Source organism: Microbacterium sp. NC79 (assembly GCF_019061125.1).
GTDB lineage: Bacteria > Actinomycetota > Actinomycetes > Actinomycetales > Microbacteriaceae > Microbacterium.
Window position 1 is genome coordinate 979,332 of record NZ_JAHQYI010000001.1, and the last position, 19,430, is coordinate 998,761.

Here is a 19,430-nt window from a genome sequence, read left to right on the forward strand (position 1 = left end):
CCGATAAACTAGAGGTATACCAGGACGAAAGGGGCCCGCAATGGCAGCCATGAAGCCAAGGACCGGCGACGGACCGATGGAAGCCGTGAAGGAAGGACGCCTCATTATCGTGCGCGTTCCGCTGGAGGGGGGCGGACGACTCGTTGTCTCCGTCAACGATGACGAAGCCAAGGAACTGCACGAGGTTTTGAGTGGCGTCGTCAACGCCGCCTAACTTCTCATAATGCGAATGGCCGGGTGATTATTCACCCGGCCATTCGTGTATCTGTCTGCTTACTCGGACAGCAAAGTCAGTTGGAGGAGTCCCTCGTTGAGGGTGGAGAGTGCGCCGACGACCGCGGGGGATGCCTGTGTCTCCTGAATGAGTGAGCGGTATGCGCGCGTCGTTTCATCCCGCTGTACCGGGTCGGCCACCTTTCCGCCGTTGAGAACGCGGGGGATGAGTACCGTGCCGCCAGGGCGGACTAGGCGGAGCCCGTGCTCAACGTAGGCGATGACGTTTTCTGGATCGGCGTCGATCATCACGATGTCGTAGGAGGCTTCGTTCATGCGGGGCAGGACGTCCAGCGCGCGGCCCGAGATAAAGCGGGCGCGCGACGCCGGAACCTTCGCTTCGTGGAAGGACTGCCGTGCGACACCGAGGTTTTCGGGTTCGCTGTCGATGGTTGTCAAAATCGCTCCCGGTGCGCCATGCAGGAGCCAGAGTCCGGAAACGCCTGCACCGGTTCCGATCTCCACCATGCTGGTGGCGGCGGTCGCAGCGGCAACGACAGCACACTGCGCGCCGATGCCAGCGCTGATCGGGTGCGCCCCGATTTCGACTGCATGGGTGCGGGCGCGCTGAATGTGCTCGGGTTCGATAATCGACTCCCGGGCAAAGCGGGCAATAGCATCGTGTTCGCTCATGACTCCTCCATGACAAGGCTACGGGGTGCTGTCATGGCATTCGCTAAGGCGCGGCGGGTAATCTAAAGGCATGAACTTCGGGCTCTCTGCCGACAAGCTGGTCGTGATCGCGGTGATCGCGCTAATGGTCGTCGGTCCTGAGCGGTTGCCGAAATATGCGGAAGGCTTCGCACGGCTCATTAAACGTGCAGGAGAATACCTGCGTGGCGCGAAGGATCGTGTCTCCACTGAGATGGGTTCTGAGTTCGAAGACGTGGATTGGCGCAAGCTGGATCCGCGGCAATACGACCCGCGCCGCATCATCAGGGAAGCAATTCTTGATGAGGTGGTGCCCGTACCGACAGCGGGTGCAGTAGGCAGCGGTGCGCCGATGGGTGCAGGTGCCGCCGGATTCAGCGGAACCATGGCGCCGACGCGCACCGTCGCGCGCCTGGAAGCGGGGGAAATTCCCCCGTACGACAACGAAGCCACATAAGGTCCCCGCTGTCATTGCCGCGAGCATGCGTCGTGGCTGACGCCTCCCTTCCTGCGCGTCTCCCGCTGAGCGCGCGATAGCGCTAGTTCAGGGGCTTTGTCCCTTCGGGCAGGCTGTCGCCAGCGGCAACGCCAGCAGTGAGCTCCTGCAGTGCCGTCAGCGCGACGCGCTGCGACCACGGACCGTATGAGATGCGAGCCACGCCAAGCTCCTGCAGGCGGTCGCGGGAGAGTGAACCTGGCACGCCGATCATGGTGAGTTTACGAGGACCGAAGGCATCGACAAGTGCTCGCACCTGATCCTCATTCAGTTTTCCCGGCACGAAGACAACCGGCGCGCCTGCGGCAAGATATGCCTGCCCACGCGCGATCGCGTCGTCAAGAACCGCGGAAGGATCACGATCGCCCGCGCGCAGGAACGCGTCGGTGCGGGCGTTCAAGACGAACGTTATGCCCTCCTTTTCGCCAGCGTTCATAACGTCTTCCACAGCACGGGTTGCTTCCGCGAGTGGCTTCATCTGGTCTTCGATGTTTGCGCCGACGACGCCGACACCAATCGCCCGACGTACGGCCTCACCAGCATTGCCGTACCCGGCCTCGAGATCCGCGCTCACCGGGAGGTCGGTTGCCGCGACGATCCGACGGATCATGAGGAGGTGTTCTTCGAACGGAATGACCTCGCCGTCCGGATACCCGAGCGTCGCAGAAATGGAGTGACTTGCCGTCGCCAGTGCCGTGGTTCCGGGAGTCTCCGCGACGACCTTGGCGGAAATGGCATCCCACACGTTGACAACACTGAGAATGGCATCGTCTTCATGCAGTTTGAGGAGTGTGGCTGATTTCTCTTCGATCATCATGGCCACAGTCTCTCCGAACGGGCCTGGAGAAGATAGGGGGTTGCCGTGTGGCTAAGAAACTGTCATCGACAGTGACCTGCCCTCGAGGCCACGGCCCCGGCTTTTCACGAGCGTTGCCAGATTCGTAATCGCGACCGCTGCGGGGTCGTCTGGGGCCGCCAGCACCACGGCTTCACCGGTGTCGCCGCCGGTGCGAAGGGCAACGCTGAGTGGTACGCGCGTGAGTACAGCGACCTCGTGAGTGTCATCCGAAAGTGCGCGCGCAACCTCGTCGCCGCCGCCTGAGCCAAAAAGCTCCAGAACGGAACCATCGGGAAGCGTCAGCGCCGCCATGTTTTCGACGACCCCAATGATGTTTTGGCCGGTCTGACGGGCAACGAGTCCGCTGCGCACGGCGACATCGCTTGCCGCTGCTTGCGGCGTAGTGACGACGAGAACCTCGGCGTGCGGCAGGATCTGCCCGACCGAAATCGCCATATCGCCTGTGCCTGGCGGCATGTCGAGCAACAACACGTCGAGATCACCGAAATACACGTCGGTGAGAAACTGCAGCACCGTGCGGTGAAGCATCGGCCCGCGCCACGCGACAGCTCCGTTGTTGTTGCCTGCCTGTAAGAACATGCCGATCGAAATGACGCGGACGTCGTGCGCGATGGGCGGCAGGATCATGTCATCGAGTCGGGTTGGCGTTGTATTTGCCGGTATTCCCATCAACGCCGGAATAGAGAAGCCGTGCACGTCGGCGTCGATGAGGCCGACGCGGAGCCCCTGCTTGGCGAGGGCGATCGCGAGGTTCGCGGTGATGGTTGATTTTCCGACGCCCCCCTTTCCGCTTGTGACGGCGATCACCCGGGTAAGCGAATCAGGGCCAAATGGCATGACGCGCGCGTGGCGCCCGGCGCGAAGTTTTTCGGTGAGTTCCGCACGTTCGGCCGGTGTCATCACGCCGACGTGAATATCGGCTTCTGCCACCCCCGCAACGCTGAGCGCTGCGGCACGAACATCCGCCTCTATTCGCGTTGCAGCCGGGCACCCCACAATCGTGAGCACCATGTCGACGTGCGCAGTGGTTCCGTCGATCCGCACATCGCGGATCATGCCCAGATCAGCAAGCGGGCGACGAAGCTCGGGGTCGGTGACGCTGCCGACGGCCAAGCGGACTGCGTCAACGGCGCTCATGGTGCTCCTCGGTGCCGCCTGCACTCTCGTCGCGACGGTCGAGATCTTCGAGGAGAGCGCGGAGCTCTTGACGCAGCATGTCGCGGGTCATGACCTCCTTGGTCATATCGTCAATCGACATGCGCAACGCCACGACTTCGCGAGCGAGGTACTCGGTGTCGGCAAGGTTGCGTTCAGCGCGCTGCCTGTCTTGCTCAATTTGCACGCGGTCGCGGTCATCCTGGCGGTTCTGCGCCAACAGGATGAGCGGGGCAGCGTACGACGCCTGCAGCGAAAGCATCAGGGTCAGCGCGGTAAAGCCGTTTGCAGCGGAGTCAAAGCGCACGTGCGCCGGAGTGAGCGTGTTCCATGCGATCCATGCAATACAGAACAGCGTCAGCATCGCCAAGAACATGGGCGTACCCATGGCCCGCGCAATCCATTCGGTGAACCGGCCAAAGCGGTCCTTCGACTCAGCTGACGTGCGGCGGCTGGCGCGACCGAGCGGCGTCTCGAGCTGTTGTCCGCGCGCCATCACGAACGCGCTCCCGGCTGCGTCTCAGTGTCGTGTGAACGCCAGTCATCAGGCAACAGGTAGTCGAGCATGTCATCGATCGAGATCGCGCCGACGAGGCGGTGGCTGATATCGACCACGGGCAAAGACACCAGGTCGTACGAGGCGAGAATGCGCGCCACTTCAACGGCAGACGCCGACGCGAGCACCGGCTCTGCGGTGTCGTCGATGATGGAACCTAACCGCTCGTGCGGGGGATAGCGCAGCATCTTCTGGAAGTGGACGACGCCAAGCAGTCGACCCGTCGGGGTTTCATACGGCGGCAGCGTTACGAAGACGGCGGCGGCGAGGGCCGGGTGAAGCTCGTGGCGACGAATCAGTGCGAGGGCCTCGGCCACAGTGGCATCTGCCGACATGATGATCGGCTCGGTTGTCATCAGACCACCAGCCGTGTCTGGGCCGTACTGCAGCAGCGCGCGAACGTCTTCGGCTTCGTCCGGCTCCATCAGCTCAAGCAACTGCTGGAGGCGCCCCTCGGGGAGCTGAGCGAGCAAGTCTGCCGCGTCATCTGGTTCCATGGCATCCAGAATGTCGGCGGCACGCTCGTCACCGAGCTGCTCAAGAATGTGAACCTGTTCGTCTTCAGGCATCTCTTCGAGAGCATCAGCGAGACGCTCGTCTGGCAGCTCGACGGCAACACTCAGCATGCGGGCTTCTGGCAGATCAAGCAGGCTGTTTGCCAGGTCGGCAGGCTTCATATCTGACATCGACTGCACGAGGTGTTCGGCTGACTGGGCGTGACCAGGCAGATGATCCTCGCGGACCTCTTGCCACGTGGCAAATGTCGTGGGGCCCTTCGCGAACGGCGATGCGCTCGTCTTGGGCTTACGAAGGAAGAGCTGACTGACATCCCACTCACCTGAGCGGGCACGTTCAATCGCGACGTCTTCAATCGTGGCGGTGCCGGAACCATCGGCAAAAGTAATCCGGCGACCGACGAGCTCGGCAATGACGCGGATTTCGCCTGCGCGCTGCTGAAAGCGGCGCACATTAATGAGGCCAGTCGTAATGACCTGGCCCTGAGAAATAGACGTCACCCGGTTAATGGAGACGAAAACCTGCCGGCGCCCGGGAATCTCGCAGACGAGGCCGATGACGCGGGGCGGGTCAGATTTTCGGTACACGACGACGACGTCACGGACTTTGCCGAGGCGATCGCCGGAGGGGTCGAAAACGGTGCACCCGACAAGGCGCGCAACGAAAACCCTCTGAGTGCTCACGCTCCCAGCGTAGTCCTGATATCGAACTGTCAGGCAGTCACACACGGGGTCGTGAAACAATGGCCATATGAGCATGATGGGTGCAAATATCGGCAAGAACGACATCGGAGAAACGGTCGCTTCGTTTCCCGAGTACGAGGCTGCCCAGAAGGCCGCCTCCCAGCTCATCGAGGCGGACATTCCGCCACGCGACATCTCCATCGTGGGCAATGGCCTGCGCTCGGTTGAGCGCATCACCGGCCGCCTTGGTTACCTCACCGCGGCGCGCGGCGGACTCATCAACGGTCTGATGCTCGGTATCGGTGCCTGCGCGATCCAGGCCATCATCAACCCCGAGATCCCCGGGGCGGTGTATTTCGCGACGCTGTTCATCTGCATGACCATTGGTATGGCGCTGTCGTTTATGTCGTACCTCATCATGCGTCGTCGTCGTTCCTTCGCGAGCGTGATGGCGATGGTCGCCGACCACTATGACCTCACCGTCACGACCACCAGCATCCACAAGGCTCGCCAAGTGATGAACGACATTCGTGGCGTGCGTCCGCGCGCGCCGAAGGTGATCGACAACTCGCCGCCGCAGTACGGCGAGCGCCTCCCTGGCTACGGCCAGCCAGCGTCTGCAACGGCACCCGAGGTTCCGGCGCAAGAGGGTCCGACGAGCCGCCCGGCTACGGACTCGCCCTCCGCATGACGTCGCAGCAACTGGTGGTGGCGCTTCCGAAAGGCGACACCGCCATCACGCTTGATGTGGAGCGGGCCGAGAACGCCTGGGCGATGATGCCGATTGCGCACGGCGCAGGTGCGGGGATGAATCATGCCTTCTTGGTCGGCTTTGCCGAGGGGATGCGGGCACAGGGCGTCTCCACGGCACGCTTTAACTTTCCTTACTCCGAGGCGGGGCGGCGCATGCCCGGTCCTGCCGCGCATGCGATCGCGACGTGGCGCGCCGTGGTTGATGAGCTGGCGTCGGAACCTGTGCTGTGGGCTGCTGGCAAGAGTTACGGTGGGCGGATGGCGTCGATGGCTGTTGCTGACGGCATGTCCGTCGCCGGGTTGGTCTACCTGGGCTATCCGTTGCACCAACCGGGCAAACCCGAAGCCCCACGCGCCGAGCATTTGCCTGCCATCACGGTTCCGCAACTCTTCATCGAGGGTACAAAAGACGCGTTCGTTTTGCCGCATTCGCAGCTCGAGGAGATTGTCTCCGCACTGCCATCCGCGACGATTTCGTGGATCGAAGGAGGCGGGCACTCATTCGAGGTTGCAGGCAAGAAACGCGGCGCTGATGAGGTGGGCGCAGACCTCGCGCCGCTCGTTGCTGCGCTCATGCGACAGCACACCAGCTAAGTCTCGATTCGGTCTCGGAATTTGCCCAGGGCAGGAGCCATCGTTAGCGTGGTATGAGGGCGATCAGCCCAAGACCAGTCCGCGACCGGGTTCTTCTTTCGACTTTAGTGCAGTGAAGAAGCTCGGGCGTATGGTCGTTGTCTTTTGCAGCAGATCCGAAATCTGTTGCCCGAGCCGTCAGTACGGATGCTGTCGAAGCGGCCCCGTAGACAACACCCGGACGTGACCGAAACGCACACCTCGATGTTTGAGGTGCGCCGGGGGTAACGTGTCCGAAACCGCACTTGTTGCGCAGAATCTTTATAAGGTCTTTGGGAGAAATCCCGCATCAGCGGTGCGTCGGCTGAAGGCAGGGGAGAGCCGCACCGACGTCGCTGACGCCGGAACCGCAGCCGTTATTGACGCCAGCTTTACCGTCAAACGGGGCGAGATCTTCGTCATCATGGGGCTCAGCGGCTCCGGAAAATCCACCATCATTCGCATGCTCAACGGGCTGCTGACGCCAACCGATGGTGATGTTCTTGTACAGGGGCACAGCATCGGGAAATCATCGGCGAGTGAGCTGCGCGGTGTGCGTCGTCGCGCCGTTTCGATGGTGTTCCAGCACTTCGCCCTGTTGCCGCACCGCACCGTGATTGACAATGCCGCCTACGGGCTGGAAATTCAAGGCGTCGCGAAAGCCGAACGGCTGGCGCGCGCTCAGGAAATCCTTGACAAGGTCGGGTTGGGAAATCGCCCAGACGCGTTTCCTGATGAGCTGTCCGGTGGCATGCGCCAGCGCGTTGGCCTCGCTCGCGCACTGACGGCAGGCACCGACATCCTGTTGATGGATGAGGCTTTCTCCGCGCTTGACCCGCTCATCCGCCGCGAAATGCAAGAGCAACTCGTAGAGCTCCAACAGGAGCTGGGACGAACCATCATCTTCATCACTCACGACCTCAACGAAGCCATGTTCTTGGGCGATCGCATCGCCGTCATGCGTGACGGACGCATTGTGCAGCAGGGCACACCTGAAGAGATTCTCACCGACCCGGCCAACGACTACGTCGCTCAGTTTGTGCAGGACGTTGACCGTGCGCGCGTGCTGACAGCGAGCGCCGTGATGGAACCACCTCACCTGACGACACCGGTGAGCGCAGGAGTGCGTGGTGCGTTGCGTGTACTGCGCGAAGAACAGGTGAGCGCCGTGTTCGCGGTGGAGAGCAGGCGACTCGTCGGCGTCGTGACTGACCGTGACGTTATTCGTGCGGTGAAATCCGGAACCACCGATCTGCGAGCGATCGTGGAAACCAACGTTCTCACCGTCGGGCCCAACGATTTGCTCACCGACATCGTGGAAGCCGCCGTGGAAAGTCCCGTTCCGTTGGCCGTTGTCGATGAGAAGAAGCGTCTCATCGGTGTGATCCCTCGCGTGACACTCCTGGCCGCGCTCGGAAACGTGCCTGCCACGACCCGCGAGATGCCCATTATTCAAACGCCCATCGAGATGGTGGCGCAGTTCACCCCGCTTGTTGATGCCGCGACAGAAGGGGAGGCCGAGTAATGGATCTGTGGCAGTGGCTGACCGACGGGGCCCGCATTCCGCTTGGCAAGGCCGTCAAAGAAATCATCAACTTCTTGAAGGAATACCTGGGTGGCTTCTTTGACGTCGTCGCTCAGATCTTCACGTCAATCTACGACGGAGCGTCGTGGCTGTTCACCGCACCGCCTGCGTGGGTGATCATCCTGGTGCTCACAGTCCTCGCCTACTTTGCGAAGGGCTACAAACTGGCCATCGGTACGGCATTGGGCCTCGTGCTGATCATCACGGTCGCGCAGTGGGAAAACGCGATGTACACGTTGGCGCTCACCGTCGTTGCTGTCGTGATCGCCACCGCGATCGCGATTCCTGTCGGCATTTGGGCTGCCCGTTCGCAGCGGGTCTCAAACGTGGTGCGGCCGATCCTTGACTTCCTGCAGACGATGCCAGCATTCGTGTATCTACTGCCCGCCATCTTCCTCTTCAGCGTTGGGCCGGTTCCCGGCATCGTGGCGACCATCATGTTTGCCGTCGCTCCCGGCGTGCGCTTGACGGAGCTCGGTATTCGCGGTGTGGATCAAGAAGTCGTGGAGGCCGGCCACGCGTTCGGTGCCACCCCTGGTCGCATTCTGCGTCAGATTCAGCTTCCCCTTGCGATGCCATCCATCATGGCCGGTATCAACCAGGTGATCATGCTGTCGCTATCGATGTCTGTCATCGCCAGCATGGTTGGCGCTCCCGGCCTCGGAAAGCCGATCGTCGCGTCGCTGAGTTCAGTGAATGTTCCGCTCGGTTTTGAAGCGGGAGTCTCGGTCGTCGTCATCGCGATGATTCTTGACCGCATCACCGGCGCATTGGGCCAGTCCAAGCGCGCCAAAAACGCCGTGACTGCCCGCTCTGCGGCATCGGCCTAATCCATCAATCTGCCGCACGCGTACGCGTGCGGACGGCCCGCGGTCCTCGTGGGTATCCCCAACAACCGCGGCACAGCACGCGGAAGGAAAGGAAAATTATGAAGAAGCGAAACACTCTTCGCGTCCTGGCTCTGGGAGCCGTCGCGAGTATTGCTCTTGCCGGGTGCTCAAGCACCGATAGCGGCGACAACGGCGGCGACGCGAGTGCATCGAAAGACATCACGATTGGTGTCTTCAACGGATGGCCTGAGGGCGAAGCGGCGTCGTACATCTGGAAGATCGTTCTCGAAGACAAGGGGTACAACGTCGACCTCGAGTACGCCGACGCTGGCCCGGTATTCCTCGGTGTTTCCGACGGGAGCTACGACATCGCGCTGGACGGCTGGTTGCCGTTCACGCACGCCGACTACTTCACGGAGTATGGCGAGCAAATCGATGACCTCGGCGCGTGGAACACGGACGCGAAGTTGACGATCGCTGTAAACGCTGACGCGCCCGTTGACTCGCTGGCTGATCTGGCGGCAAACGCCGACCTGTTCGGCAACCGTCTCATCGGTATTGAGCCCGGTGCTGGTCTCACGAAGGCGACGCAAGACAACGTCATTCCGACGTACGGCCTGGAGTCGATGGACTACATCACGTCGTCCACGCCTGCCATGCTCGCTGAGCTGCAGACGAAGCTTGAAGCAGGCGACAACGTTGCCGTGACGCTGTGGCGCCCGCACTGGGCATATGACGCGTTCGACATCAAGGATCTTGCGGACCCGGAGGGAACGCTGGGCGCTGCCGAAGAGATCCACACCATCGCGGGAGCGGACTTCAAGACGGAATTCCCCGAGGTGCACGCATGGCTCTCCGACTTCGAGATGGACTCGGACGTGCTCTTCTCGCTAGAAAACGCGATGTACAACTCCGGTGAAGAAGACGTCACTGACTACACGGATATCGTGAAGGCGTGGATGGCTGAGAACCAGGAATGGGTTGACGGCCTGACCAAGTAGGCCGCTGAAATGGTTGAGCCCCGACGCCAGGCGTCGGGGCTCAACCATTGGGGAACGTGGCTTAGTCGCGCAGGCGCTGCACCCACGCTTCGACCTCATCGGCCGTGCGGGGGATCGCTGCCGACAGGTTGCGAACACCATCAGCGGTGACCACAACGTCGTCTTCGATGCGTGCGCCGATGCCACGGAACTCCTCAGGCACCGTCAGATCGTCTGCCTGGAAGTACAGGCCGGGCTCAATGGTAAAGACCATGCCCTCTTCGAGAATGCCCTCGTAGTACATTTCGCGACGCGCCTGCGCGCAGTCGTGAACGTCAATACCCAGGTGGTGACTGGTTCCGTGCACCATGTAGCGACGGTGCTGGCCACCGGTCTCCGAGTGCAACAGGTTTTCTGCGCTGAGCGGCTGCAGGCCCCACTCCGACACCTTCGCGGCGATCACGGTCATTGCGGCTTCGTGCAGTTCCTTGAACTTAATGCCAGGGCGCGCGATCGCGAATGCGGCGTCTGCGGCCTCAAGTACCGCTTCGTACACCTTGCGCTGCACGGGGGAGAAAGTGCCGTTCACGGGGAAGGTGCGGGTGATGTCGGCGGTGTACAGGCTGTCGACCTCGACACCAGCGTCCATCAGCACCAGTTCGCCATCGACAACCTTGCCGTCGTTGCGGGTCCAGTGCAGATAGCAGGCGTGCGGGCCGGCGGCAGCGATCGTGTCGTAGCCAACACCGTTGCCATCCATGCGTGCGCGACGGGCGAAGACACCCTCGATAACGCGCTCACCGCGGCGGTGCTCGGTGGCGGACTTCAGATCGGTGAGGACGTCGTCAAACGCAGCCGCGGTGACATCGACGGCGAGCTGCAGCTGAGCGATTTCGTAGTCGTCTTTGACGAGGCGTAGTTCAGAGACGAACTGGGTCAGCTCGTCGCTCTCGTCGACGACGAGGTCAGCGTCGCCTGTTTCGAACGTGTCAAGGTGTCGCGTTGCGACTCCGAGCGCGGCGGAAACCTGCTCGAGCGACGGTCGAGGTCCGATCCAGAACTCACCGATCGACGCGTTCGAGTAGAACTCGCTCGTTGTGCGGTCAGCGCGTTCGCGGAAATAAAGCGTGACGTCGTGGCCTTCGGCTGTCGGGTCAAACACCAAGACGGCGTCGGGCTCAGAGTGCGCGCCCCAACCGGTGAGGTGGCTAAACGCCGAGTGTGCCCGGAAAGCGTAGTCTGTGTCGTTGCTGCGCTGCTTCAGCGCACCAGCGGGAACGACCAGGCGCTTGCCAACGAACGCGGCACTCACCGCGGCGCGACGACGGGCAGCAAACGGGGCCTGCTCGATGAGTGCGGGAGCGGAATTGTCGGGCTCTGCCCATCCGGTCGAAATCGTGTCCAGGAAGCCCTGGGGAAACGGCTGCTTGCGATTGACGTTTACCGGCGCCTCTGCTTCGGTTTTCGTCGTTGATTCACCACTGGTCATGGCTCAATCCTCTCACGGTGAGACAGAGTTGGCAGGTTCCAACTGCACGATGAGGGGGCGATGGTCGCTCCCCGAATCGTCAAGCGATTTCAGAACGACTGACCCGGTCGCCACCCACTGTGACGAGGCCATGACGTGGTCGATCGGGGCGCCAGCGAGCGCGGGGTAATCGGTGGGCCATGTGCCGATGGAACCGTTGCCTGTCGCGGTCGCCGCATCGGTGCACTGACCCATCAAGCCACCCTCAGTGCCGTAGCCGGCCATGTGGTCAACGGTGGCGTTAAAGTCACCGAGCAAAATGACGTTGTCGGTAGAACACTGGTCGGCAACCCACTGCAGGTCGTGCTTCCACGCATCCATGGCGTCGAGGCGGGGAGCGACGGCGTGGACCGCGACAAAAATCGGGCCAGCGCCGTCAATCGGCATAGCGACGAGGCTCGGCACGGTTCCGGTGTTGCTTGACCCGTCTTTCGATGAGGCAATCACGGAGTAATCGCCGAGATCGGGCGAGATCAGGAGGGTGGTCTCCCACGCTTGTGGGCCGTAAGCGACCTTGTCGTTGTAGGCGACGTGATGAACCCACATCGGCGAACCCAGCACACTCATTTCTTCGGCTACGCGCTCGCCGACCTCTTCAGAAGTTTCCGGCAGCGCAATCACGTCTGCACCCATCGCGACCGCCGTCTTTGCGATCGTGCTGGCGGGCGTGGCTTCGCCTGCCGTGTTCCAGGTCATCACCCGCAGGCTGGATTCCGTTGCCTGGGGGAGACTCTCGGAACCAACTCCGCGGGTCAGCATGATGCCTGCGTTTGCGCCAGCACCGATAAAGCAGATGAGGGCGACGCTCGCGGCGAACCCGCGGATCGGCTTCGCCATCGAGAGCAACAGGGCGATCAGAGTGAGGGTCGCAAATCCGACTGCGATGGGGCCGCGAACGGCGACAAGTTGCACGAAGGGGAATGTGTTCTCGAGCTGAAAGAACTGCGGCCACGTGACGATTGCGGTGGCAACAGCCAGCACAATCGTCACCAGAACTCCGAACAACCGCAACACGCTTAAAGCCTACGCGGATGTGCCTGTGAGAACGGTCGAGAGCGCCTGTTCCTTGGCTCCGATATTGTTCAGATATGGCGAATACACAGCGATGGAACGGTCCGAGTGACCTACACCTGCATTCGTCGCGCTCAGACGGCACCCAACCGCCAGCCGAAGTGCTTTCATCCGCCTACGAGTACGGTCTTCGTACCGTGGCTCTGACCGACCACGACACGACGGCAGGGTGGGAAGAAGCGACGAGCGCCGCCCGCGATCTCGGCATGACGCTTTTGCCTGGCATGGAGTTCTCCACCCGATATCAGGGCGGCTCGACGCACATGCTTGCCTATCTATTTGACCCTGACCACGACGGAATCCTGGCCGAACGCGAGAAGATTCGCGCAGACAGGCTCTCCCGGGCCGAGCGCATCGTGCGAAATATTCGCACCGACTACACGCTTGATTGGGATGACGTGCTGGCGCAGCGCACGGAGGACGCGAGTGTCGGCCGCCCGCACATTGCGGATGCGATGATTGCCCGCGGCATCGTGAAGAGCCGCGAGGAAGCCTTCGCAGGGATTCTGCACCCGCGGATGGGATACATCATTCCGCTGTACGCGCCGGATCCGCGTGACGCGGTGCGGCTCATTGCTGACGCGGGTGGCGTTTCGGTAATCGCTCACCCGGCAGGGCGCAACCGGATGTTGCCGATGCCCATCATCGAAGAACTCATCGGTCTCGGCCTTGGCGGCGTGGAAATCGGGCACCGCGAGAACACGCCGGAGGGTAAGCGCGTGCTTCACGCGCTCGCTGAGCGTCACGACCTGATCGTGACTGGCTCCAGCGACTATCACGGTTCCGGAAAACCGAATCTGCCGGGTGAAAACACCACGAGCGATGCGAACGTGGCGCGCATTATTGATCGCGCCACGGGGATCGATCCGGTTTATCCGACGTAGGCATGGCGCGGAACCACATGGCGCTTGTCACGGGATTCCTTGCGGATAGGTGCGCTACCGTGAGGCGTGCTTCAGCCCACGCGACTTGAACAACGCATTGATGCGGCCGCGCGCCGCTGGCTCGCCTCAACACCCGCGGTCGGCTTTCGCGCCGGCCTCGTGGAGTTCGGCGTCTTTCTCGTTAAGCAAGCCTGGGCGTGCCTCTTTGGGGTGCTGTTACTGATCGCCATTGTGCTGGTGCGCACGTTCTATCCCGCTGATCTCGCGCTGACCCGCAACGATTTGCTCACTCTGATCGCCATCGGCATTCAGATTCTGATGCTTGTCGCGCGGCTGGAGGCCGGACGCGAGCTCTGGGTCATCATGATTTTCCACGTCGTCGGAACCGTGATGGAACTCTTCAAAACGGACGTGGGATCGTGGCAGTACGAAGCTGAGGGGTTTCTGCGCATCGCCGCGGTTCCGCTGTTCTCCGGCTTCATGTACGCGGCCGTCGGCTCGTATCTGGTGCGCGTGTATCGGCTCTTTGACCTCACCTTCACGCGTTATCCGCCCGTATGGCTGACAGCAATCGTCGCCACACTGATCTACGCGAACTTTTTCACGCACCACTGGATCGCCGACATGCGCTGGTGGTTGACCGCCGCCGTCGTGGCGCTGTGGGGGCCGACGGTGATGCACGCACGGTTCTGGCGCCGCCGCGTCAAGCTCCCGCTGATCGTGATCTTTGTCGGTGCCGCCGGGTTTATTTGGATTGCCGAGAACATCGCGACGGGCGCGGGGGCGTGGCTCTATCCCAACCAACTCGATGGGTGGCAGATGGTGTCGATCTCGAAACTGTCGAGCTGGTTCCTGTTGATGATCATCTCGGTCGTGCTGGTGACGCTTGTCTATCCGCCGCGGAAACACAAAACCTCCGTGCCAGCCGAAGCTGACACGGAGGTGAAGTGATAGGTTAAGCCGCTCCGCCACCCTGGGGTGCGCCGCCGCTTGAGGGGCGACGACGGCGGCGACGACGCTGCGGTGCCGGGTTGCCGTCGTGGTGCTCAGCACCCTTGCCATCGTGCGTTCCTGCGCCGTTGCGAGGCGCTTCTGCAACAGCGCCCGTGGTTCCGGCGGTCGCGCCTTCTGCGGAGTCGCCACCGCGGTTGCGGCGACGGCGCGGTGCATCGCCATCACGCTTCGGCTTCTGCGTCGCAACCGTCTGCGTCGTCGGCGCCTTGCGCAAACGACCCTTGGTTCCGGCCGGAATGTTCAGGTCGGAGAATAGGTGCGGGCTCGATGAGTAGGTCTCGGTGGGCTCAGGTTGGCCGAACTCGAGGGCGCGGTTAATGAGCGCCCACTTGTGCAGGTCTTCCCAGTCCACGAAGGTGACGGCGATACCCGTGCGGCCGGCGCGGCCGGTACGACCCGCGCGGTGCAGGTAGGTTTTTTCGTCGTCGGGGATCGTGTGGTTGATGACGTGCGTGACGTCGTCAACGTCGATTCCGCGGGCGGCAACGTCTGTTGCAATCAGCACGTCACGCTTGCCAGCTTTGAATGCAGCCATGGAACGCTCGCGCGACTCCTGGCTCATGTCGCCGTGCACAGCGGCGACGTTGAAGCCGCGGTCGCCGAGCTCGTCGACGAGCTTCTGCGCTGCACGCTTGGTGCGCGTGAAGATGACAACCTTTTCGCGACCTTCGGCCTGCAGGATGCGGGCGATGACCTCATCCTTGTCGAGCGAGTGCGCACGGTAGACAAGGTGGTTGATGTTGGCCTGCGTGAGGCCCTCGTCAGGATCAGTCGCGCGAATGTGGATCGGGTTCGACATGAAGCGGCGGGCAAGCGTCACGATGGTGCCAGGCATCGTGGCCGAGAACAGCTGCGTGTGGCGTTTGGCCGGAACCTTCGAGAAGATCTTCTCGATGTCGGGGAGGAAGCCAAGGTCGAGCATCTTGTCTGCCTCATCGAGAACAACTTCGGTTGCCTCGCTGAGGTTCAGCAGACGCTGGTTGGCGAGGTCAATGAGGCGACCAGGCGTGCCGACGACGATCTGTGCGCCCGCCTTGAGCTGGTCAATCTGACCTTCGTAAGCCTTGCCGCCGTAAATCGCGACCACGCTGGTTGCGCGGTTCGACGTCAGCAGGTCCATGTCTTCGTAAACCTGTACCGCAAGTTCACGAGTCGGAACCACGATAAGCGCCTTGACGCCTGGTTCCGGATTTGCGCCAATGCGCTGCACAACGGGGATTCCGAAGCCGAAGGTCTTACCGGTTCCGGTCTTCGCCTGGCCAATAACGTCTTGGCCCGGCATCGAGAGCGGAATGGTCTGCTCCTGAATGGGGAATGCATCTACGATGCCGCGCGCTGCGAGCGCGTCAACGATGTCCTGGTCAACACCCAGGTCAGAGAAAGTGGTCACGTAATGTGCGCCTGTCTGGCAGTGAAAGTCTGCCGCTCAGTGGTCCACGCCGTTCTCTCAGCTCCGGGCGCGGGGGTTCTCATCCAACGCAAGAACCATTCCATCGTACCGGAGGCGCGCTCTCGCCCCGGTGACCGGCCAGTTTCTGCGTGTCAGGGGTGCGCGGTGGGTGTGGGGGATCTGTGGTTCCGGGATGGGGGATGGGGCTTGTGTGGTTGCTTCTGTCGGCCGGGGTGCTGCTGCTGAGCGGCAGGGGATGGGAGATCTGTGGTTCCGGGATGGGGATCGGGGATCTGTAGTTCCGGGATCAGATGGAAGACCTGTGGGTCGGCGGGTGGTGCTCTGTGGATGCAGCGGTGGTGCTTGCGTGCGGCAGGGGTGGGGTTTTGTGATTGCTTCTGAGGGCCGGGGCGCTGCTTCTGAGCTGCAGGGGTTGCGGAATATCGGTGCTGGTTGGCAAGGGCAACTAGGCTGAACACGTGGTGAAGTGGTTCTGGCAGCGTCGGCCTGAGGGCAGACAGCTCACATTGCGGTCTCGCGGAGACTTTGGCGACGCAGTACGCGTCGATTTCGCCGAGTTGGCTCCCGATATTGATCGGTTCCTCGGGCAAGCCGCCTATCTGCAGCTCGGATACTTCGAGACCATCACCCGCCTCATTCGCGCCACTGACGATCTGGACGAAAAAGAGGCGCTATCGCGGGCGGCGGGTGCGGCGCTCACCAAGCACCGCGGCCTCACTGACCTCATTGTGGAGCGGGGCAAAGAGCCCACCGCGCTGATGTTGCCGTTCCGGGAAGAACTTGACGCGTTCCGACGCAAGACCATCGGCAAACGTCCACGCGAGACCATGCTTTCTGTGCACATTACGGCAGGCATGCTCGATGACTTCTACTTGGCGCTTGCCTCCAGCTACGGCGACACTGGTCGCCGCGTCGCTCGCATTCTTGGCGTGGATAACGACCGCGCTCAGATCGCCGAGATCATTCACCAGACGATTACGAGCGACGACGAATGGCGGTGGCTCCTATCGATGTGGGGTCGCCGTTTGGTGGGTGACACGCTCTTGGTCGCGCGTGCAGCGCTCGCCTCTGAGCGCCTTGATACCGAAGATGAGGAGCGCGTCGAGCCGGTTTTCACCGCGCTGATGGGCTCACACGCGAGGCGCATGGACGCGATGGGGCTCGCTTCGTAACACCCGGGTTGTATCGAGGCTCTAACGCTGGGCGTGCGGGTGGAATGCCGGATGCTGGTGGGACAATGGTGCCAGGTTAGGTATCGCGATGAGCAACGTTGTCCCCGCACGACCGCTGAGCACAATTTTCATCCCTCGCCGCACCTGATTGGGTCTTCTTATGTGCGCCAGGCTTGCAAGCTGAGTCGCTCTGCGAGCCTCATATGCTCGCTCAGATAAATCGCATTTAGTTTCGAGAAAATGCTTGCATCCTTCGAATATGTGTTCTAAAATGGGGGTATGACCAATCCACACCTCACCCCTCTTCTCGAAGCCGTTGCGGCACTCGAGTCGGCGTGGTGCGATGCGGAATGTGGCACCGATTTAACCCGCACGCAGCTGCTGGCGGTGAATGCCGCGATGGGAACATTGCAACGACGCTTCGACGGACTCCGCGCAGAAGTCGCTGCAGGAATCGAGCATGAATCCCGGCCCGAGTTGGGGCCGGACGGGCTCGCGAAGCAGCAGGGCTTTCGCAACTCGGCGACGCTGATCGCGGCAACCACCGGTGGCACGACCGGCGATGCGTCAAAACTCACAAAACTGGGTAAAGCGACCGCGCCGCGGTCGAACCTGCTCGGTGAGAAGTTGCCGCCGAAGTATCCGGCAGTGCAAGACGCGCTGCAGCGGGGCACGATTGCCGCGGCCGCCGGGTCACTGATCGTCGGGATGCTTGACCGTGCCCGCCTAAACGCCAGCATCGAACAGATCGGTGAGGCTGAGGCTCTTCTGGTGGAGGGTGCGGCGGGGCTCTCGTGTGATGACGTCCGCAAACTCGTCACCCGCGCCGAGGCCTGGCTGAACCCCGACGGCGTCGAACCCCGCGAAGATGAGGCCCGCGCCAGCCGGTCACTGACCATGTTTGAGCGCGACGGCTCCTTGTTCGTCAACTTCCGCACCGACGTCGCGTCGGGCGCCCCGATCAAGAACGCGATCCAAGCCTGGGTCACTGCGACCTTCCAAGCCCGCAACACCAACGCCCACGCCAACACCCACGCCAACGCCGGTCACAGTGACACGTGCGAAGGCGAAGCGTGCGAAGGTACGGGCGAAGGCACTAGCGCGGGCTCGGGCTCGGGCTCGGGTGCGGGTGCGGGTGTAGGTGCAGGGTCGGGTGCAGGGGCAACCTCTGCGGCCGGGGACGCTCCCGACGGGTGGGTGATGCCGGGTGACGATCGCCGCACCGTCGCGCAACTCCAAGCAGACGCACTCACCGCGATCTGCGAGCACCTCACCGGATGCGACAACAACGAACTTCCACTCACTGGCGCGACTGTCATTGTCCGCGTGAGCCTTGCTGACCTCACCGCCGGCACCGGAATCGCGACGATCGACGGCACGGATCAGCCGATCAGCATCAGCACTTGCAGGCAGATGGCCGCGAGCGGCGGTGTCATCCCCGCCGTCCTCGGCAGTGACGGTGAGATTCTCGACTGGGGTCGCGAAAAGCGACTCTTCACTCGGGCTCAACGCCTCGCCCTCGTGGAACGAGACGGCGGATGCGTCATGTGCGGACTCCCACCCCAAATGACAAAAGCCCATCACATTAGATGGTGGCAGCGAGACACCGGCCCAACCGACCTCAGCAACGGGGTCCTGCTCTGCACGAGCTGTCACCATCGCATTCATGACAATGGCTGGAACATCCGCGTCGACGGCACGAAACGCACGTCGAAAGTGTGGATCATCCCACCCGCCACCGTCGACCCGACACAAACCCCACGCCTCGGCGGCCGCGCCCGCTACGACATCGCCGCCTAACGGCACGAATGTTCCGGCTGCTCCACGGCATCTGCGCCGCTGCTTAAGTGTTTGCTCCGCTGCTTAAGTGTTTGCTTCGTTGCTTCAGTGTTTGCTCCGCCGCTCCGCTGCTCAGCGTCTGCACTCTTGTTTCAGAAACCGCTCCGCTTGTTGATGCGCGCCGCTGAATCGTTTCGTCGCTTATCGCCGCGCAACAGAAAGAGGCAGGCAACCATGCGGTGCCTGCCTCTTTGTAAATCTGAGTTACGCGACGAATCCAATGCGTCGGGACTCTTCGGTTCCGATCTCGACGTATGCGAGGGAAGCGGTGGGCACAATGTAGCTGCTGCCCTTCGAGTCGGTGAACGACACCGACGCCGCCTTCGACTCGAGCGCGTCGGCTACGGCCGCGCGAATGTCGTCTGCTGAGGACTCGGTTTCGAAGCTCAGCTCACGACCGATGTTGGCAATGCCGACGCGAATCTCCACGTTAAATCCCTTCGTCGCGCCCCGTCGTGGGGCCACTCGACCAGCCTAACGGTAGCGTCGACGCCCCAGGGGCGCTGAACGCTGAGGGCGAACGCGCAGATGCAGGAGAGACGCAGCAGACCGCAACCGCGAC

Annotated in this window: 20 protein-coding genes; 11 read left to right on the top strand and 9 right to left on the bottom strand. The window is 62.2% G+C overall.

Going from position 1 to position 19,430, the window contains the following annotated elements:
• Positions 1-40 precede the first annotated feature (40 nt).
• Positions 41-214 carry a DUF3117 domain-containing protein gene (locus KTJ77_RS04320; RefSeq protein WP_147824742.1) on the top strand — a complete coding sequence of 58 codons (174 nt, stop codon included), beginning with the start codon at positions 41-43 and terminating at the stop codon, positions 212-214.
• Between the two features lie 59 nt (positions 215-273).
• Here the strand turns inward: KTJ77_RS04320 and KTJ77_RS04325 are convergent, their stop codons facing one another.
• On the bottom strand, positions 274-906 hold the full coding sequence (locus KTJ77_RS04325; RefSeq protein WP_217337256.1) for an O-methyltransferase: 633 nt from the start codon (positions 904-906) through the stop codon (positions 274-276).
• 70 nt (positions 907-976) lie between these two features.
• Between KTJ77_RS04325 and KTJ77_RS04330 the strand changes: the two genes are divergently transcribed.
• Positions 977-1,381, top strand: coding sequence for a twin-arginine translocase TatA/TatE family subunit (locus tag KTJ77_RS04330; RefSeq protein WP_217337257.1), 405 nt, complete (start codon positions 977-979; stop codon positions 1,379-1,381).
• Between the two features lie 82 nt (positions 1,382-1,463).
• On the opposite strand, the gene KTJ77_RS04335 is transcribed toward KTJ77_RS04330, so the two are convergent.
• From KTJ77_RS04335 to KTJ77_RS04350, 4 genes are read right to left on the bottom strand one after another with little or no spacing between them, the layout of a single operon-like run.
• Positions 1,464-2,237, bottom strand: a complete 774-nt coding sequence (locus tag KTJ77_RS04335; protein ID WP_217337258.1) for an isocitrate lyase/phosphoenolpyruvate mutase family protein — start codon at positions 2,235-2,237, stop codon at positions 1,464-1,466.
• Positions 2,238-2,288: 51 nt separating this feature from the next.
• Entirely contained in the window at positions 2,289-3,416 is a 1,128-nt protein-coding gene (locus KTJ77_RS04340; RefSeq protein ID WP_217337259.1) for an Mrp/NBP35 family ATP-binding protein, read from the bottom strand.
• The gene (locus KTJ77_RS04345; protein WP_217338330.1) at positions 3,403-3,930 is read right to left on the bottom strand and encodes a DUF1003 domain-containing protein; all 528 of its coding nucleotides are present in this window, start codon (positions 3,928-3,930) and stop codon (positions 3,403-3,405) included. The genes KTJ77_RS04340 and KTJ77_RS04345 overlap by 14 nt, the downstream gene beginning before the upstream one ends.
• A complete protein-coding gene (locus tag KTJ77_RS04350) occupies positions 3,930-5,189 on the bottom strand; it encodes a CBS domain-containing protein (RefSeq protein ID WP_217337260.1) in 1,260 nt (419 codons plus the stop codon). The genes KTJ77_RS04345 and KTJ77_RS04350 overlap by 1 nt, the downstream gene beginning before the upstream one ends.
• 67 nt (positions 5,190-5,256) lie before the next feature.
• Here KTJ77_RS04350 and KTJ77_RS04355 point away from each other — a divergent pair, with 67 nt between their 5' ends.
• The 5 genes from KTJ77_RS04355 to KTJ77_RS04375 all read left to right on the top strand — a co-directional run bounded on the left by KTJ77_RS04355 (position 5,257) and on the right by KTJ77_RS04375 (position 9,970).
• A complete protein-coding gene (locus KTJ77_RS04355; protein WP_217337261.1) occupies positions 5,257-5,880 on the top strand; it encodes a general stress protein in 624 nt (207 codons plus the stop codon).
• A complete protein-coding gene (locus KTJ77_RS04360) occupies positions 5,877-6,536 on the top strand; it encodes an alpha/beta family hydrolase (protein WP_217337262.1) in 660 nt (219 codons plus the stop codon). The genes KTJ77_RS04355 and KTJ77_RS04360 overlap by 4 nt, the downstream gene beginning before the upstream one ends.
• 268 nt (positions 6,537-6,804) lie before the next feature.
• On the top strand, positions 6,805-8,079 hold the full coding sequence (locus KTJ77_RS04365; protein ID WP_217337263.1) for a glycine betaine/L-proline ABC transporter ATP-binding protein: 1,275 nt from the start codon (positions 6,805-6,807) through the stop codon (positions 8,077-8,079).
• Positions 8,079-8,969 carry a proline/glycine betaine ABC transporter permease gene (locus KTJ77_RS04370; protein ID WP_217337264.1) on the top strand — a complete coding sequence of 297 codons (891 nt, stop codon included), beginning with the start codon at positions 8,079-8,081 and terminating at the stop codon, positions 8,967-8,969. The genes KTJ77_RS04365 and KTJ77_RS04370 overlap by 1 nt, the downstream gene beginning before the upstream one ends.
• Positions 8,970-9,067: 98 nt before the next feature.
• Positions 9,068-9,970, top strand: coding sequence for a glycine betaine ABC transporter substrate-binding protein (locus tag KTJ77_RS04375; protein WP_217337265.1), 903 nt, complete (start codon positions 9,068-9,070; stop codon positions 9,968-9,970).
• A 61-nt stretch (positions 9,971-10,031) separates the two neighbouring features.
• Here KTJ77_RS04375 and KTJ77_RS04380 read toward each other — a convergent pair whose 3' ends face one another.
• Positions 10,032-11,438 carry an aminopeptidase P family protein gene (locus KTJ77_RS04380; protein WP_217337266.1) on the bottom strand — a complete coding sequence of 469 codons (1,407 nt, stop codon included), beginning with the start codon at positions 11,436-11,438 and terminating at the stop codon, positions 10,032-10,034.
• A gap of 12 nt (positions 11,439-11,450) precedes the next feature.
• Positions 11,451-12,491: an endonuclease/exonuclease/phosphatase family protein gene (locus KTJ77_RS04385; protein ID WP_217337267.1), complete on the bottom strand. Its 1,041-nt coding sequence runs from the start codon at positions 12,489-12,491 to the stop codon at positions 11,451-11,453.
• A gap of 74 nt (positions 12,492-12,565) precedes the next feature.
• Between KTJ77_RS04385 and KTJ77_RS04390 the strand changes: the two genes are divergently transcribed.
• Positions 12,566-13,432, top strand: a complete 867-nt coding sequence (locus KTJ77_RS04390) for a PHP domain-containing protein (RefSeq protein ID WP_217337268.1) — start codon at positions 12,566-12,568, stop codon at positions 13,430-13,432.
• 66 nt (positions 13,433-13,498) lie between these two features.
• Positions 13,499-14,383 (top strand): DUF817 domain-containing protein, encoded by an 885-nt coding sequence (locus KTJ77_RS04395; protein WP_217337269.1) that lies wholly within the window; start codon positions 13,499-13,501, stop codon positions 14,381-14,383.
• Positions 14,384-14,387: 4 nt separating this feature from the next.
• On the opposite strand, the gene KTJ77_RS04400 is transcribed toward KTJ77_RS04395, so the two are convergent.
• Positions 14,388-15,836, bottom strand: a complete 1,449-nt coding sequence (locus KTJ77_RS04400; protein WP_217337270.1) for a DEAD/DEAH box helicase — start codon at positions 15,834-15,836, stop codon at positions 14,388-14,390.
• Between the two features lie 479 nt (positions 15,837-16,315).
• Here KTJ77_RS04400 and KTJ77_RS04405 point away from each other — a divergent pair, with 479 nt between their 5' ends.
• Both KTJ77_RS04405 and KTJ77_RS04410 read left to right on the top strand, forming a co-directional pair.
• Positions 16,316-17,029: a ferritin-like fold-containing protein gene (locus KTJ77_RS04405; RefSeq protein WP_217337271.1), complete on the top strand. Its 714-nt coding sequence runs from the start codon at positions 16,316-16,318 to the stop codon at positions 17,027-17,029.
• Positions 17,030-17,308: 279 nt separating this feature from the next.
• A complete protein-coding gene (locus KTJ77_RS04410) occupies positions 17,309-18,829 on the top strand; it encodes an HNH endonuclease signature motif containing protein (protein ID WP_217337272.1) in 1,521 nt (506 codons plus the stop codon).
• 243 nt (positions 18,830-19,072) lie between these two features.
• Here the strand turns inward: KTJ77_RS04410 and KTJ77_RS04415 are convergent, their stop codons facing one another.
• Positions 19,073-19,297 (bottom strand): DUF3107 domain-containing protein, encoded by a 225-nt coding sequence (locus tag KTJ77_RS04415; RefSeq protein WP_217338331.1) that lies wholly within the window; start codon positions 19,295-19,297, stop codon positions 19,073-19,075.
• Positions 19,298-19,430: the final 133 nt, after the last annotated feature.